Source organism: Streptomyces zhaozhouensis (assembly GCF_900230195.1).
GTDB classification, from domain to species: Bacteria; Actinomycetota; Actinomycetes; order Streptomycetales; family Streptomycetaceae; genus Streptomyces; species Streptomyces zhaozhouensis.
In genome coordinates this window covers 225,782-241,859 of record NZ_OCNE01000001.1, presented here as the reverse complement: position 1 = coordinate 241,859, position 16,078 = coordinate 225,782, and the positions used below count along the sequence as shown (strand labels likewise).

The 16,078-nt window shown below is 72.5% G+C and carries 14 protein-coding genes; 5 read left to right on the top strand and 9 right to left on the bottom strand.

Features of this window, described 5'->3' with window-relative positions:
* The first annotated feature begins 56 nt into the window (after positions 1-56).
* Entirely contained in the window at positions 57-884 is an 828-nt protein-coding gene (locus CRP51_RS01135) for an NmrA family NAD(P)-binding protein (RefSeq protein ID WP_212615800.1), read from the top strand.
* 52 nt (positions 885-936) lie between these two features.
* Here the strand turns inward: CRP51_RS01135 and CRP51_RS01130 are convergent, their stop codons facing one another.
* Together CRP51_RS01130 and CRP51_RS01125 are read right to left on the bottom strand one after the other, a co-directional pair.
* Entirely contained in the window at positions 937-2,805 is a 1,869-nt protein-coding gene (locus tag CRP51_RS01130; protein ID WP_097229003.1) for a glycoside hydrolase family protein, read from the bottom strand.
* A 63-nt stretch (positions 2,806-2,868) separates the two neighbouring features.
* Positions 2,869-3,933 carry a LacI family DNA-binding transcriptional regulator gene (locus CRP51_RS01125; RefSeq protein WP_097229002.1) on the bottom strand — a complete coding sequence of 355 codons (1,065 nt, stop codon included), beginning with the start codon at positions 3,931-3,933 and terminating at the stop codon, positions 2,869-2,871.
* A gap of 215 nt (positions 3,934-4,148) precedes the next feature.
* Here CRP51_RS01125 and CRP51_RS01120 point away from each other — a divergent pair, with 215 nt between their 5' ends.
* From CRP51_RS01120 to CRP51_RS01110, 3 genes are read left to right on the top strand one after another with little or no spacing between them, the layout of a single operon-like run.
* Entirely contained in the window at positions 4,149-5,465 is a 1,317-nt protein-coding gene (locus tag CRP51_RS01120) for an ABC transporter substrate-binding protein (protein WP_097229001.1), read from the top strand.
* Entirely contained in the window at positions 5,462-6,376 is a 915-nt protein-coding gene (locus CRP51_RS01115; protein WP_097229000.1) for a carbohydrate ABC transporter permease, read from the top strand. The genes CRP51_RS01120 and CRP51_RS01115 overlap by 4 nt, the downstream gene beginning before the upstream one ends.
* Positions 6,377-6,382: 6 nt before the next feature.
* Positions 6,383-7,273: a carbohydrate ABC transporter permease gene (locus CRP51_RS01110; protein WP_097228999.1), complete on the top strand. Its 891-nt coding sequence runs from the start codon at positions 6,383-6,385 to the stop codon at positions 7,271-7,273.
* Positions 7,274-7,406: 133 nt separating this feature from the next.
* On the opposite strand, the gene CRP51_RS01105 is transcribed toward CRP51_RS01110, so the two are convergent.
* The 3 genes from CRP51_RS01105 to CRP51_RS01095 are packed head-to-tail and all read right to left on the bottom strand — an operon-like array spanning position 7,407 to position 10,859.
* A complete protein-coding gene (locus tag CRP51_RS01105; RefSeq protein ID WP_097228998.1) occupies positions 7,407-8,147 on the bottom strand; it encodes a succinate dehydrogenase/fumarate reductase iron-sulfur subunit in 741 nt (246 codons plus the stop codon).
* On the bottom strand, positions 8,144-10,132 hold the full coding sequence (locus CRP51_RS01100) for a fumarate reductase/succinate dehydrogenase flavoprotein subunit (RefSeq protein WP_097228997.1): 1,989 nt from the start codon (positions 10,130-10,132) through the stop codon (positions 8,144-8,146). The genes CRP51_RS01105 and CRP51_RS01100 overlap by 4 nt, the downstream gene beginning before the upstream one ends.
* Positions 10,133-10,136: 4 nt before the next feature.
* The gene (locus CRP51_RS01095) at positions 10,137-10,859 is read right to left on the bottom strand and encodes a succinate dehydrogenase cytochrome b subunit (RefSeq protein ID WP_097228996.1); all 723 of its coding nucleotides are present in this window, start codon (positions 10,857-10,859) and stop codon (positions 10,137-10,139) included.
* 123 nt (positions 10,860-10,982) lie between these two features.
* Here CRP51_RS01095 and CRP51_RS01090 point away from each other — a divergent pair, with 123 nt between their 5' ends.
* A complete protein-coding gene (locus CRP51_RS01090; RefSeq protein ID WP_097228995.1) occupies positions 10,983-11,876 on the top strand; it encodes a LysR family transcriptional regulator in 894 nt (297 codons plus the stop codon).
* A 92-nt stretch (positions 11,877-11,968) separates the two neighbouring features.
* Here the strand turns inward: CRP51_RS01090 and CRP51_RS01085 are convergent, their stop codons facing one another.
* From CRP51_RS01085 to CRP51_RS01070, 4 genes are all read right to left on the bottom strand, one after another.
* A complete protein-coding gene (locus tag CRP51_RS01085; RefSeq protein WP_097228994.1) occupies positions 11,969-12,625 on the bottom strand; it encodes a hypothetical protein in 657 nt (218 codons plus the stop codon).
* A 5-nt stretch (positions 12,626-12,630) separates the two neighbouring features.
* The gene (locus CRP51_RS01080; RefSeq protein ID WP_097228993.1) at positions 12,631-13,575 is read right to left on the bottom strand and encodes a carbohydrate ABC transporter permease; all 945 of its coding nucleotides are present in this window, start codon (positions 13,573-13,575) and stop codon (positions 12,631-12,633) included.
* Positions 13,572-14,522 carry a carbohydrate ABC transporter permease gene (locus CRP51_RS01075; protein ID WP_097228992.1) on the bottom strand — a complete coding sequence of 317 codons (951 nt, stop codon included), beginning with the start codon at positions 14,520-14,522 and terminating at the stop codon, positions 13,572-13,574. Before CRP51_RS01075 ends, CRP51_RS01080 begins: the two co-directional genes overlap by 4 nt.
* A 156-nt stretch (positions 14,523-14,678) precedes the next feature.
* Positions 14,679-15,986 (bottom strand): ABC transporter substrate-binding protein, encoded by a 1,308-nt coding sequence (locus tag CRP51_RS01070; RefSeq protein ID WP_097228991.1) that lies wholly within the window; start codon positions 15,984-15,986, stop codon positions 14,679-14,681.
* Positions 15,987-16,078: the final 92 nt, after the last annotated feature.

The following is a 16,078-nucleotide window of genomic DNA, read 5'->3' as shown; positions in this document are numbered from 1 at the left end:
TGTTCCGCGTACCGTCGGCCATGTCCCGCGCGCGGCGGCGGGCGTTGACTGAGGGCATGACGAACAACGAAGAGATCGTGGTCCTCGGCGGCACGGGCAAGACCGGGCGGCTGGTGACGCGCACGCTGCGGGAGGCGGGGCACCGGGTGCGTCCGGCGTCCCGCTCCGGCGAGACGCGGTTCGACTGGGCGGACCAGTCGAGCTGGCCCGCCGTGCTGGAGGGGGCGCGCGCCCTCTACCTGGTCGCCGGGCCGGCCGGGCTGAACACGCTCCTCGCCGCGCGGGCGGTCGAGGCGGGGGTGCGACGGCTGGTCGCCCTGTCGGGGCGCGGGATGGAGCACTGCACGCCCGACATGTTCCCCGCGATGACCGAGGCCGAGGCGGCCGTGCGGGAGTCGGGCGTGGAGTGGGCGATCATCCGGGCCAACAACTTCCACCAGAACTTCTCGCAGGACTACTGGCAGGAGCCCCTGCGGGCCGGGCGGCTGGCGCTGCCGACGGCGGGGGTGGCGGAGCCGTTCGTCGACACCCGCGACATCGCCGAGGTCGCCGCCGCGCTGCTGACCCGGGACGGCCTCGACGGGCGGGCGTACGACGTGTCAGGCCCGCGCGCGCTGACCTTCGCGGAGGCCGTCCGGCTGGTCGCCGCAGCGGCGGGCCGCCGGATCGACTTCGTCGACCTGAGCCCGGAGGAGTACGTGGCCGAGCTGCGGGCCGAGGGCGTCGCGGGCGGGGAACTCGCGGAACTCGTCGTCACGTTCGAGGTGCTGCGCGCCGGCCGTCTGGCCGAGCCCGCGGACGGCGTGCGCCGGGTGCTGGGGCGTGAGCCGATCGCGTTCGAGACCTTCGCGAAGGAGGAGGCGGCGAAGGGCACGTGGTCCTGAGCCCGGGGCGCCCGCGCCGCCAAGCGGCGCGGGCGGGGGCCGGCGGCCGGGGTCAGCGGCGGGCCGGGAGGACGGTGGGGAGCTCGGCGAGGCGGAGGCGGGCGCAGCCGTAGGGGACGAGCCGGAGGTCGCCGAGGGGGGAGCCGACGGGCACCGGGCTGTCGGGTGGGACGGCGGCCGAGTTGTCCTCGACGCGCCACGAGTAGACCCGGGCGCCCCGGCCGCGCACGGTGACCGGCGCGGTCGCGGCGGCGAAGGGGACGTCGGGGACGGGGGTGCGCCGGATCGGCCAGTTCTCCAGTCCGTCGCCGAGGTAGAGCCCGTGGTTCCAGGAGCCCAGCGGCGTCACCTCCCACTCGCCGAGCCCGCGCGCGTCCGGCAGCGGGCGCCAGGACTCGGGCACGGCCGCGACCAGCACCAGCGGGCCGAGGCGCAGGCCGAGCGCGCCGCGCTCGCGGCGTTCCCGGCGCAGCCGCATGGGGAGGGTGAGCGCCAGGCGCTCGCCGCCCTTCCAGGTGCGGTCCAGCACGGCGTAGCCGTCCGTGCCGGGGGCGAGCGGGTGCGGCTCGCCGTCGACGGTCAGGGTGGCGCCCTCCCGGCACCAGCCGGGAACGCGCAGCCGCAGCGGGAAGCGGACCGGCGCGGAGACGGCCACGTCGAGGCGGACGGTCTCCTCGAACGGGTAGTCGGTGGTCTGCTCGACGGTCACCTCGCTCCCGCCGACCCGGGTGCGCACCGTGCTGGGCGCGTAGGCGAAGGCGGTCAGCCCGCCGTCGGCCGACCGCATCCACAGCGAGGCGACGAACTTGGGCCAGCCCTGGTGCATGTTGGCCAGACAGCAGCCGAAGTGCGGTTCCAGGCCGAAGATGTTGGCGTCGTCGGAGCTGAGCGTCCAGCGGCGCTCGGCGACCGTGGCGGAGATCTGGTTGGCCTGCTGGTGGTACTGGTGGGCGCGCATCTCGGGGTCGAAGGCGGCGGGGAGGTGATTGAACGCGACCAGTTCTGCCAGGTCGCCGAGCGTTCCCTCGCCGAAGGCGAGCGCCGACTGTTCCAGGGTGAACAGGTACTCCATCACCTGGCAGGTCTCGATGCCGTGGTGCGCCTCCCGGCCGGCCAGCCACTCGTCCCCGGAGAACATGCCGTGCACCTGGCCGTGCCAGCGGTCCAACGCGGCCAGGCAGGCGGTGAGCCGGCCGTAGCCGTCCTCGACCCCGGCCTCCCGGCCGGACGCCTCGTCGAGCAGCGCGCGGACGGCGGGGACCTTCAGGCCCATGGCGACGTTCGGCCCGTGGGTGCGGTGCTCGAAGACGGTGGCGGGACCGGTGATCAGCTCCTCGCCGGTGAGGTAGCCGACCCAGTCGGCGTTCTGCTCCAGCAGCAGCTCGGAGAGGGCCAGCCAGCGCGGGTCGGGGTCGCGGGCGTGCAGCCAGAGCGCGGCCAGCACGTTCTCCGTGGCGCGCACCGCGCCCCACTCGGTGAGCGGGCGTTCGGGCAGGTGCGCCAACTGGTAGGCGAAGTAACGGGCGAGGAAGCCGGGCACGCGCGCGTCGCCGGTGGCCTCGGCGTGCTGGACCAGGACCTTGAGGGCGACCATCCGCGGCCACCAGTCGTCGTTGGTCTCCGGGCCGAACCGGCCGTCCGGGCGCTGGCTGGCCAGCATCCACTCGATCCACTTGGCGGCCTTCTCGCGCAGCGCCGCGTCGTCCAGCACATGCGCCAGCGGGAGGAGTCCGTCCAGGTAGTAGGGGCCGCGCTCCCAGTCCTCGCCGGGGCCGCCGAGCCAGCCGGAGTCCGGGCCGAGGTCGGGCCATATCTCCTCGACCCGGCCGGTCAGCCCCTCGGCCTGGAGGCGGAGTTGGCGGCCGAGCCAGCCGGCGGGCCGGATCTCGCCCAGGGCGAGCGGTGTGTGACGGATACCCATGTGCGTTTCGCTCCCTCTCGTCGGTGCGCCGGACGGACGGCCCGTGCCGGTCGTCCGCCGGTGTCAGTCGTCCGCCATGGAGGAGCCGCGCACCACCAGCCGGGGCGGGACCAGCTCGGTGCCGGAGTCGGCGAACCCGCCGTCGGGCTCGGCGGTGATCGCGGCGAGCAGCCGCTCCGCCGCGCGGCGGCCCAGTCGTTCCAGGTCCATGTCCACGGTGGTCAGCGGCGGTCGGCTGGCCTCCCACATGACCTGCCAGTTGTCGTAGCCGGTGACGGCCACCTCGTGCGGCACCCGGACGCCCCGCTCGCGCAGCCGGTCGCCGACCGCGCGGGCCAGCTGGTCCGAGGCGCAGACCACGGCCGTCATGGGGGGCCGCTCCGCGGCGTCGCCGCCGCGGCGGAGCAGCAGGTCGACGGCCTGCCGCCCCCAGGGCTCGCTCCACTCGCCCAGCAGCGGCTCGCCGACCAGCTCCATCCCGGCCTCGGCCAGCGACGCGCGCAGCGAGGCGAGCCGCACCTGGGAGGTGCGGTGCTCGGGACGGCCGCCGACGTGCGCGACCCGGCGGTGGCCGAGGGTCCGCAGATGGTCGACGACCAGCCGCATCCCGGCCGCGTCGTCGGGGACCACCGACATGTCGTCGGGGTCGGTCGAGGGCGCCAACGCGTAGACCACGGGCACCGGGACCGCTATCGGCTCCCTCGGGTCGGTGGCCTTGCCGGTGACGATGATGCCGTCCACCCGGCGCGCGACCAGGGTCCGCAGATGGTGCTGCTCCTGCACCGAGCCGCGCCGGGCCGTCGCCACCAGGGTGGAGATCTCGCCGACGCTGAGCGCGTTCTCCGCGCCGAGCATCACGGGGAGGCTGAACCGGCCCACGTTGTCCGTGGAGAGCAGGCCCACGATGAACGTGCGGCGCGTCGACAGGGCGCGCGCGCCGGCGTCCGACACGAAGCCGAGCTGCTCGGCTGCGGCGCGCACGCGTTCGCGGGTGGCCTCGCGCAGCGAGCCCGAGCCGTTGAGCGCCTTCGACACCGTGCTGGGGGAGACGCCGGCGGCGCGGGCCACGTCGGTGATCCGCACGGTCCTGACATCGCGCCCGGCCCCGTGGCTGGCGTCGCGCTTCATGATTCCTCCGAGTTTCCGCTCGTTCCCACGCACCGTAGCAGTGAGGGAACGGGAGCTGTCCAGGGCGCCTGACGTCTCTATTTTCCCCTGCTCACAGAGGGTTGACGCGCTCGGGGGTGGCTTTCTAGGGTCCCGGACATCGGTTTCCTTCGTTTCCGAAAACCGCCGACACGATGGCCGGAACGCGAGTCCGGGGACGGGAGATGGGGGCGCGGATGGGACTCACCAGGGGACAGTTCCTCAGACTCGTGGGGGCCGGTGCCGCCGGCGCGCTGCTCGGCGGCTGCGCCAGCTCGCCGCCGCCGATCGACGTCACCGCGCCGGAGTTCACCGACGCCGAGCCCTCCGGCACGGTCAGGCTCTGGTGCCGGGGCGGGCTCCAACCCACCACCCAGCGGCTCGTCGACCGCTTCCACGCCGCGCAGGACCGGATCCGCGTCGACCTCACCCCGGTGCCCGACGGCCAGTACGTCACCAAGCTGGCCACCGCCATCCGCGGCGGCCGGGTGCCCGACCTGGTGGACATCGACGACATCAACTCCGCGCTCTTCGTGCACCGCGGCGTCTTCGCCGACCTCACCCCGCTGATCGACGCGCTGCCCTACCGCGACCGGCTCAGCCCCGGACACCTCGCGCTCAGCGCCCGCGACGGCCGCTGGTTCGGCGCGCCCTCGCTCGCCGACAACTCCACGCTCTGGTGCAACGCCTCGCTGTTCGCGCGGGCCGGCGTCGACGTCGACGAGACCACCGGCTCCCTCGCCGGCTGTCTGGAGGCGGCGCGCGCCATCGCCGGGCTCGGCGAGGACACCCACGGCTGGTTCTTCCCCGGCAACGCCGCCGGCGCGCTCGCCTTCACCGTCCAGCCGCACGTCTGGGCCGGCGGCGCCGACCTCATCACCGGGGAGGTCGGCGCCCAGCGCGCCCACATCCTGGGCAACGAACCGCTGCGCGCCACCCTGGAGTTCCTGCGCGCCCTGTGGACCGAGGGGCTGACCCCGCCCGCGATCGACTCCGACGACGGGTCCCGCTGGGCCTCCCGGTTCCAGGCCGGGCGCGTCGGGATGATGCCCTGCGGCTTCGGCATCGTCACCACCGACGCCAGCGAGGAACTGCTCGCCGAGTGCGAGGTGCGGCTGCTGGCCGGGCCGGAGGGCGGCCGCTCCTTCTTCGACGGCGGCACCAACCTCTGCCTGCCCAACGGCTCCGACAACCCGGCCGCCGCCTGGGAGTTCGTCACCTTCTGTCTGGACCTGGAACAGCAGACCTCGCTGCCGGAGACCGGCTACATCCCGGTCCGCTCCGACGCCGCGACCGACGCGTTCCGCGCGAGGTGGCCGCTGGCGGCGCCCCCGCTGCTGGAACTCGACGCCGGCCACGCCCCGCTCTCCCTCGCCTACGCCCGCATCTACAACCAGAACGACGGCCCCTGGCTCGCCATGATCCGCGAGGCGGTCTTCGGCGGCGGCGTGGAGCGCGCCCTGCGGGCCGCCCAGCCCCGCTTCGACGAGATCCTGCGACAGGGGGACGCGTGACCACCCACCACACCAGGAGCCGGGCGCCGCGCCGGCGTGCGGGCTCCCTCACCCACCCGGCGCGCACGGGGCTCGCGCTGGTGCTGCCCGCCGTGCTGTTCGTCGTCGTGTTCGTCTTCACCCCGCTGCTGGTCGCCGTCTACATCTCGCTGACGGACTTCCCGCTGATCGGCGACTACGAGTTCATCGGACTGCGCAACTACGCACTCGCCTGGTCCGACCCGGTCTTCGGCCGGTCGATCCTGTACACGCTGCTGTACACGGCGATCGTCACCGGTCCCATCCTGCTGCTCGGCTACGCGCTGGCCGTGCTGGTGCGCTCCCACCGGCGTGGGGCGAGGCTGCTGCGCACCGTCTTCTTCCTGCCGTACATCATCGGCATCACCACCATCAGCTTCGTGATGCTGCTGGAGGCCCAGCCGCACAGCGGCGGCGTCAACGTGCTGCTCAAGGCGCTCGGCCTCACCGACGGCTCCACCGCCTGGCTGGCGGACGGGCCGATGGCCACCGGACTGATCGTGGTGCTGGTCGTCTGGGGCACCTCGGGGCTGACCATGGTGCTGCTGATGTCGGCCATGCAGGGCATCCCGCGGGAGGTCTACGAGTCGGCCGAGCTGGACGGCGCCGGCTGGTGGCGCACCGAACGCGACATCACGCTGCCGATGGTGCGCCGTTCGCTGGTGCTGGCCACGGTGATCTCGGTGATCGGCAGCTTTCTGGCGTTCGGCCAGTTCTACATCCTCACCCAGGGCGGACCCGGCTCGGAGACCACCACCGTGGTGATGTCCATCTACCGGCGCGCGTTCATCGACCTCCAACTGGGCGCCTCCGCCGCGATGTCGCTGATCCTCGTGGCGATCATCGCCGTCATCACGGCCGTGCAGTTCTGGCTGTTCCGCGAGAGGGACTGAGAGCCCATGACCACCGAAGCCTCCCGCCGCGCGACGGCCTCCCGCCGCGCGACCGGCCGCGACACCGAACCCCGGCTGCGGCGCACCCTCTACCTGCTGGGCGGGGGCGGGGCCGCGCTCGTCTTCCTGCTGCCGCTCGCCTTCGCGCTGGCCCGCTCGCTCCAGTCGAACGCGGTCATCGTCGAACGCCCCACCCCGGACACCTTCTTCGACTGGTCGGCGACGAACTTCACCACCCTGTTCGAGCAGGGCGCGCTGGCCCGCCCCATCCTCAACAGCCTGCTGGTCTCGCTGGCCACCGCCGCGCTCACCGCGCTGCTGGCCACCCTCGCCGGCTACGGCTTCGCGCGCTTCTCCTTCCGCGGCAGGGGCGGGCTCTTCAGCGTGCTGGTGCTGACCATGATGGTGCCGTTCCAGGCGATCCTCACCCCGCTCTACCTCCAGATGAACACGATGCGGCTGACGGACTCGCTGCTCGGACTCGTCCTCTTCTACTCGACGGTCAACCTGCCGTTCGGCGTCTTCGTGATGCGCAACGCGTTCGCGGCCGTGCCCGGCGAGTTGGAGGACTCCGCGCACGTGGACGGCGCGGGCACGCTCCGGATGCTGACCTCCGTGCTGCGCCCGCTGGTCACCCCGGGCGCGGCCACGGTGGCGCTGTACGCGTTCCTGGTCTCCTGGACCGAGTTCCTCGGCGCGCTGACCTTCCTCACCGACCAGGACCTGTACACCCTGCCGGTGACGCTGGCCAACCTCCAGCAGGGCACCTACGGCCAGGTCGACTTCGGCCTGCTGGCGGCCGGCGCGGTGGTCGCGATGGTGCCCTGCGTGGTGCTCTATGTCGCGCTGCAGCGCTTCTACGTCGCCGGACTGGCCACCGGTGCCGTCAAGGGGTGAACGGGCCCGGCGCCGGATAGCGTCCGGCGACCGCTCCCCACCGCCCGGCGACCGGGGACGCCGCCCGCGCGCACGCCCCGGCGACCGGCTCGGCCGCCCCCGCCTCCGCCGCCGGGCTGAGGCCGGCCGCCGTTCAGCCCTTGCGCAGGGCGCGGAGGTACTCGCGGTTCATGGTGGAGATCGACGCCAGCGGGATGCCCTTGGGGCAGACGGAGGTGCACATCCCGGTGTTGGTGCAACCGCCGAAGCCCTCGGCGTCCATCGTCTCCACCATGTCCAGCACCCGGCTCTCCCGCTCGGGCGCGCCCTGCGGCAGGGTGTTGAGATGGGTCACCTTCGCCGCGGTGAAGAGCATCGCGGAGCCGTTGGGGCAGGCCGCCACGCACGCGCCGCAGCCGATGCACTCGGCGTTCTCGAAGGCCGTGTCGGCCGCCGCCTTCGCCACCGGGGTGGCGTGCGCCTCCGGCGCCGAGCCGGTCGGCGCGGTGATGTAGCCGCCGGAACCGATCACCCGGTCGAACGCGGAACGGTCCACCACCAGGTCCTTGACCACGGGGAACGCCGCCGCCCGCCAGGGCTCGACGTCCACCGTCGCGCCGTCGTCGAAGTGCCGCATGTGGAGCTGGCAGGTGGTGGTGCGGTCGGGGCCGTGCGGCTCGCCGTTGATCACCATCCCGCAGGCGCCACAGATGCCCTCGCGGCAGTCGTGATCGAAGGCGACCGGCTCCTCGCCGTTTCCGATCAGTTCCTCGTTGAGGGTGTCCAGCATCTCCAGGAAGGACATCTCCGGGGTGACGCCGTCCAGTTCGTAGGTCCGCATCGCGCCCCGGTCCTCGGGGCCCGACTGGCGCCAGATGCGCAGGGTGATCTTCACGCGTAGCTCCGCTGGGTGGGGTGGACATGGGAGAACTCCAGGGCCTCCCGGTGCAGTACCGGCGCGTTGCCTGGCCCGGTGAACTCCCACGCCGCCGCGTAGGTGAACTCCTCGTCCCGGCGCGCCGCCTCGCCCTCCGGGGTCTGGCTCTCCTCCCGGAAGTGACCGCCGCAGGACTCCGCGCGGTGCAGCGCGTCCAGGCACATCAGCTCCGCCAGCTCCAGGTAGTCCGCGACCCGGTTGGCCTTCTCCAGCGACTGGTTGAGCGACTTCCCGCTCCCCGGCACCCGCACCCGCCGCCAGAACTCGGCGCGCAGCTCCGGAATCCGCTCCAGCGCCTTCCGCAGCCCCGTCTCCGAACGGGACATCCCGCAGGCGTCCCACAGCAGCTGGCCCAGCTCCCGGTGGAAGGACTCGGGGGAGCGGTCGCCGTTGTTGGACAGCAGCAGGTACAGCCGGTCGGTCACCTCGGAGACCGCGTCGGTGACCGCCGGGTGGTCGCGCGGCACCTCGTCGTGGGGGTGGCGCGCGAGGAAGTCGGCGAGCGTCGCCGGCAGCACGAAGTAGCCGTCGGCGAGGCCCTGCATCAGTGCGGAGGCGCCCAGCCGGTTGGCGCCGTGGTCGGAGAAGTTGGCCTCACCGATGGCGAAGAGCCCCGGGACCGTCGTCGCCAGGTCGTAGTCGACCCACAGCCCGCCCATCGTGTAGTGGATCGCCGGGTAGATCCGCATCGGCACCCGGTAGGGGTCCTCGTCGGTGATCCGCTGGTACATCTCGAAGAGGTTCCCGTACCGCGCCTCGACCGTCTCCCGGCCCAGCCGGGCCAGGGCGTCGGCGAAGTCCAGATAGACGCCCTGCCCGCCGGGGCCCACGCCGCGTCCCTCGTCGCAGACGTTCTTGGCGGCGCGGGAGGCGATGTCGCGCGGCACCAGGTTCCCGAAGGAGGGGTACATCCGCTCCAGGTAGTAGTCCCGCTCGTCCTCCGGGATGTCGGCGGGCGCGCGGGTGTCGCCGCGTTCCCTGGGCACCCAGATCCGGCCGTCGTTGCGCAGCGACTCGCTCATCAGCGTCAGCTTCGACTGGTGGTCCCCGGAGCGCGGCACACAGGTCGGGTGGATCTGGGTGAAGCACGGGTTGGCGAAGAGCGCGCCGCGTCGGTGGGCCCGCCAGATCGCGGTGGCGTTGGAGTTCTTGGCGTTGGTGGAGAGATGGAAGACGTTGCCGTAGCCACCGGTGGCCAGGACCACCGCGTCCGCGAGATAGGTGTCGATCCGGCCGGTGACCAGGTCCCTGGCCACGATCCCGCGCGCCCGTCCCTCCACCACGACCAGGTCCAGCATCTCAGTGCGCGGGTGCATCTCGACCGAGCCGGCGGCGATGCCGCGGGAGAGCGCCTGGTAGGCGCCGAGCAGCAGTTGCTGCCCGGTCTGGCCCCTGGCGTAGAACGTCCGCGACACCTGGACCCCGCCGAACGAGCGGGTGTCCAGCAGCCCGCCGTACTCGCGGGCGAACGGCACGCCCTGCGCCACGCACTGGTCGATGATCTCCACCGACACCTCGGCCAGCCGGTGCACGTTGGACTCGCGGGCCCGGAAGTCGCCGCCCTTGACGGTGTCGTAGAACAGCCGGCGCACCGAGTCGCCGTCGTTGCGGTAGTTCTTGGCCGCGTTGATCCCGCCCTGCGCGGCGATGGAGTGCGCGCGGCGGGGCGAGTCCTGGTAGCAGAACTGGAGGACGCGGTAACCCTGTTCGGCCAGCGTCGCGCCGGCGGCGCCACCGGCGAGGCCGGTGCCGACGACGATCACGGTGTGGGCGCGGCGGTTGGCCGGGTTGACGAGCCTGGCCTCGAACCGCCGGCGCGCCCAGCGCTCCTCGATCGGTCCCTCCGGCGCCTTGGTGTCGACCACGGGCTCGCCGACCCGGTAGTCCGTGTAGGCGGAGGGGGTTCGCGCGAAGGGGTCCTCCGCGAAGGGGGTTCCGTTCACCGTCTCACTCCACGATTCCGGTGGTCACGCCGATGGGCACGGCGAGGAAGCCGAGCGTCAGCACGAGCGCCAGCGCGTCGGCCGTCAGCCGCAGCGCACGGTCCCGGCCGACGGAGCCCGCGCCGAGGGTCTGGGCGGCGCTGAAGAAGCCGTGCCTGACATGGAGGCCGACGGCGACCATCGCGACGCCGTAGATCGCGTTGCCGTACCAGGTGCTGAAGGTGGCGACGACGTTCTCGTACGGGCGGCCCGCCTCGCCGTTGGGGTTCACGTGGCCGGTGGTCAGGTCCAGCAGATGCCAGACGACGAACAGCGCGAGGATCACGCCGCCCCAGCGCATGGTGCGGGTCGCGTAGCTGGTGCGGGCCCGCCGGTGCCGGTAGCCGACCGGGCGGGCCGCGATGTCCCGCCGGCTGAGCTGGTAGGCGGCCACCCCGTGCGCGACGACGGCGGCCAGCAGCCCGACCCGCGCCAGCCACAGGAACCACTCGTGGTGCAGCACGGGCTCGCCGACGGTGCGCAGCCAGTGGGCGTAGCCGTTCATGTCGTCGGGGCCGAAGAACACCTTGAGGTTCCCCAGCATGTGGAAGACCAGGTACAGCAGCATCAGCGCGCCGCTGACCGCCATCACGGTCTTCTTGCCGATGGTGGAACGCCAGAGCCGGACCGGGGTCGGCGGGGGACGTTCGGGCCGTCCACCGCGTGCGGTGCGCGTCGCCAGTGCCATGACACCCGACCGTAGGGAGCGGCCGCCGCATCGGTCCAAGACATAGATCCAGTGATTTCGATAGGCACTGGCTATGCTGGAATGAACCGCTGGTGACCGGGGTGCGAGACAGGAGGCGGCGGGGTGCAGTGGCAGCAGCTCAGATACTTCACGGCGGTGGCCGAGACCCGGCACTTCACCCGCGCGGCGCAGCGCGAGCACGTCTCCCAGCCGTCCCTCTCCCAGCAGATCCGCGCGTTGGAGCGGGAGTTGGGCGCGGAGCTCTTCCACAGGGCGCGCGGCCACATCTCGCTCACCGACGCGGGCGCCGCGCTGCTGCCGCTGGCCCGCCGCATCCTCGCCGACACGGAGACCGCGCGGCGCGAGGTGCAGGAGGTCGCCCAGCTGCGGCGCGGCCGGGTGCGGCTGGGCGCGCCGCCGAGCCTGTGCGCCAGCCTGGTGCCGGACGTGCTGCGCGAGTTCCGCGACCGCTACCCCGGCATCGAGCTGCTGGTCCACGAGGACGGTTCGCAGGACCTGGTCCGCGCGCTCGCCGCCGGCGAGCTGGACCTGGCGCTGGTCATCACCCCGCTGACCGGGCAGGCCCCGGCGCTGGCGACGGAGGAGCTGTCGCGCGAGGAGCTGGTGGTGATCTCCCCGCCGGTCGAGGACGAACGGCCGCTGCCGGCCGGGCCGATCGCGATCGAGGAGCTGCGGGACCGGCCGCTGGTGATGTTCCGCCACGGGTACGACCTGCGGGAGCTGACCCTGGCCGCCTGCCAGGCGGCCGGCTTCGAGCCGCGCTTCAGCGTCGCGGGCGGCGAGATGGACGCGGTGCTCAGCTTCGTCCGCGCCGGGCTCGGCCTCGCGGTGGTCCCCCGCATGGTCGCCGAGCGCGCGGGGCTGCGGACGACCCGCTTCCTCCCACCGGGCCTGAACCGCACGATCTCCCTGGCCCATCGCGGCGACGTCTCACCCCCGAGGGCGGCCCGCGAACTCCGCCGCATCATCCTCACCCACAGCGGGGTCGCCTCCTAGCCGGGAGTCGCGTGGGCCTTCCACGCCGGTGGCGGTCGAGGCGCGGCGGACCGCGCGGGCGGTGGGCCGCGCCCCGACCGCGCACCCGGCCGTCAGTGACCGTCGTCGTCCGCGCCGAGCCCCCTCGCGGCCCTGGACTCGACGGCGACCGACGCCAGGGCCAGCAGCCCCCCGGCCAGCAGCAGCAACGGCGGCAGCATCCACACGAAGGTCCCGCAGAGCAGCACCCCGGCCGCCAGCAGCGCCGACCCGCCGGGATCGCGCACCGCCGCCCCGGCCGCGCCGCGCAGCAGCGCGGCCGAGGCCCCGGCGCCGCCCTCCGCGCCGGGGCGCCACCCCGCCGCGACCCGCAGCAGCAGCACCGCCCACGCCAGCAGCAGCGCCCACGTCAGCACGCGCAGCCCGCCGGCGCCCGGCACCAGCCCGGCCTGCGCCAGTGACACGTTCCAGAGCAGGACCAGCGCGGCCGCCAGCGCTCCCACCGACAGCCGCCACAGCGCGCGCCACGCCGCCGCGAAGTCCCGCAGCAGGTCCGCCATCCGCACGCTGTGCCCGGTCAACTGCCGCCGCAGATGGGCGACCCCGGCGGCGAGCGCGGGCAGCAGCGTCACCAGGGGAACGGCCAGCAGCGCCACCACCGCGCCGACGATCACCACCTCGCCGAAGAGCGCGAGCCCACCGGCCCGCTCCCGTCGCGCGCCGGCACGTGTCCCCGCCCGCCCCCGCGCCGGGGGCCGCCTCGCCGCCATCCGCCTCAGCCCTTCAGACCCTGGGTCGCGACCCCGTCGACGATGTACCGCTGGAAGAGCACGAAGAAGATCAGCACCGGCACCAGCGCCAGCACCGCCGCCGCCATCTGCGCCCCGTAGTCCGACGTCGTCGTCTGGTCCGTGTACTGCCGCAGCATCAGCGGCAGCGGATAGGAGTCAGGCGAGCGCAGATAGATCAGTGGCGCCAGGAAGTCGTTCCAGCTCCAGATGAACGCGAAGATCGACGCCGTCGCCAGCACCGGCCGCATCAGCGGCAGCACGATCGAGACGAAGATCCGCGGATGGCCCGCGCCGTCGATCCGGGCCGACTCGTCCAGTTCACGCGGCAGGTTCCGCATGAACTGGACCATCAGGAAGACGAAGAACGCGTCCGTCGCCAGGAACTTGCCCACCAGCAGCGGCAGATAGGAGTCGGTCCAGCCGATCTCGTTGAACATGATGAACTGCGGGATGATCACCACGTGGAACGGGAGCAGCAGCGTCCCGATCATCAGCGCGAAGAAGACGCTCCGCCCGGGGAACTCGATCCGCGCGAAGGCGTAGGCGGAGACCGAGCAGGACAGGCAGACGCCGGCCACCGAGGCGACGGCCAGGAAGAGCGAGTTGCCGAAGAAGGTCCAGAACGAGATCCCGCCGATGCCCTCGAACGCCTTGCGGAAGTTGTCCAGGGTGGTCTCGTCGGGGATCAGCCCCGTCTGGCCGATGATCTCGTTGCTCGGCCGGAACGCGGAGAGCAGCATCCACACGCCCGGGTAGAGCACCACCAGCGCCAGCGCCCACGCCGCGAGGTGGAAGCCGAGCGTCCGCCCGCGCCTGCGGCCCGCCGCGCGCCGGGAGAGCGCGCCGTGCGCCCGCGCGCGCTCGCTCGCCGGGGCGGCGCCGTCCGCCGGTGGCTCCGGTCGGGGTTCCGTCTGAAGTGGAGTGCTCATCGGCCGTCTCCCGAGTAGTGGACCCAGTACCTGGAGGTCCTGAAGAAGACCAGGGTGATGATGCCGACCACGATCACCAGCAGCCAGGCCATCGCGGCGGCGTAGCCGAGCTGCCCCTGGCCGAAACCGCGCTGGTAGAGGTAGAGGGTGTAGAAGAGCGTGGAGTTGGCGGGGCCGCCCTGACCGCCCGAGATGATGAACGCCGAGGCGAAGATCTGGAACGAGTTGATCGTCTCCAGCACCAGGTTGAAGAAGAGCACCGGCGAGAGCATCGGCAGCGTGATCCGGAAGAACCGCCGCGCCGGGCCCGCGCCGTCCACCTGCGCCGCCTCGTACAGCTCGTGGGGGATCTGCTTGAGCCCGGCCAGGAAGATCACCATCGGCGCGCCGAACTGCCAGACCGCCAGCAGGATCATCATCGGCAGCGTCAGGTCCGGGTTGCCGACCCAGCCGCCGGCCGACATCCCGAAGAACTGGCCGATGTCGTCGACGATGCCCTGGTCGTTGAACATCGCCTTCCAGACGATGGCCACGGAGACGCTCGCCCCGATCAGCGACGGCGCGTAGAAGAGCGAGCGGTAGGTGCCCTGCCCCCGGCGCCGGGAGTTGAGCAGCATCGCCACGCCCAGCGCGGCCGCCAGCTTGATCGGCGTGCCGACCACGGCGTAGGTCGCCGTCACCTCGACGGAGTCCAGGAAGCGCGGGTCGTCGAGGAGCCGGTCGAAGTTGTCGAGGCCGATCCAACTGCCGCCCCTGATCGGGTGGTAGTCGGTGAAGGCGAGATAGAGGGAGGCGATCATCGGCCCCGCCGTCAGGGCGATGAAGCCCAGCAGCCAGGGCGCGAGAAAGGCGTAACCGGCCCGCGTCTCGGCGGTGCGCCGCCGGGAGGGGGGCGGTCCTGGCCGGCGCTTGGGCGCGGCCCGGGACGCCTGCGGGGACAGCGACATGGGCGTTTTCCGTTCGGGGAGGTTCCGGGAGGTCGAGGGGGGTTCAGGAGGCGGGGAGAGGGCGCGGGTTCCCCTGACGCGCGCGGGCGGCCGGTGCCGGTGGGGGCGCCGGCCGCCCGCGCGGTGGTCGGGGGCCGCGCGGTGCGCGGTGGGCGATCAGTAGGTGATCAGCAGGTTCTGCGCCTCGGAGAACCAGCGCTCGACGAAGTCGTCGACGCTCATGTCCCCGTAGCCGAACTCGTTCCCCAGCACCTGCACGTACTCCTGCTCGGCGGCGCCGAAGCCCTCCGGGTGGAACGGGGCCGACTCGGTGACATACCCCTCGTCCCGCACCCGCTGCTCGTACTCCACGACCCGCTCGTCGGGGCTGCCGGGCTCCACCTGGAGCGAGTCGAGGCGTTCCTGGGCGGCCGGGATGCCCAGCTCGGTGCCGATGATCTCGCCGGCCTCGGGGGAGTTGACCAGGAAGTCGATCAGCATCGCCGACTCCTCCGGGTGCGCGCTGTTCGCGCCGACCGCCAGCTGCATGGTCGGCTTCAGGAACAGGTGCTTCTCGCCGTCGGGGCCCGAGGGGGGCGGCATCAGCTGGAGGTTGTCGCTGCCGGCGTCCTGGGACGCCTGGCTGAGCATGTTGTCCCAGTTGAACTCGACGGGGGTCTCCGCCGAGGTGAAGCCGCTCTTCGGCAGCAGCTGCTCGGTGCGGGCCGTGGGGAAGGTGAGGTTCTCCGGCTCCCGCAGCGGGTCGGCCTCGGTGATGAACTCCCGCATGTCGTCCTCGGAGAAGTTCATCTCGCCGTTCTCGGCGAACGGCTCGACCCCCTGCTGCACCAGGTGGATCATGAACAGCCACCAGACCATCGTGTAGTCGTTGCCGCCGTAGACCTGCGGGTCCATCCCCGCACCGGCCTCGCTGGTGGTCCTCATGAACTCCCGGTAGTCGTCCCAGTCGTAGTCCCAGTCGGGCAGCTCGACGCCCAGCTCCTCGATCAGGTCCGGGTTGTAGAAGAGCGCGAAGGTGTTGGTGCCGGTGGGCACGGCGACCAGCTGCTCGTTGGCCCGCCCGGAGGCCAGCAGCTCCTCCTCGATGCCGGAGGTGTCCAGCACGCCGCCCTCGAACTCGCCGAGATCGTAGAGGAGTCCGCCGTTGCCGTACTCCAGCAGCCGGGAGAGGTCCATCTGCATCACGTCGGGCAGCTCGCCCGAGGTGCCGTCCGTGCTGCGCTGGGTCCAGTAGTCGTTGAACTCGGCGAAGCTGGTCTGCACGGTGATGCCGGGGTTCTGCTCCTCGAAGAGGTCGACGGCCTCCTGGTAGCGGTCGGCCCGCCCCTCGGTGCCCCACCAGGTGAACCGGAGGGTCACCGTTCCGTCGTCGTCGCCCCCGCCGTCGCCGCCGCAGGCGGCCAGCGTCAGCACGCCGGCCAGGGCCACGGCGAGCCCTCTCAGCGCGGTCTTCCTGTTGGGCATCGAAGCGCCTCCTTGCTCGGTGAACAAAACGGGAACGGCCCGCCGTGAATCGATTCATTTAATGGCCGGAAAACGGCGCGGCTCAGCGATCG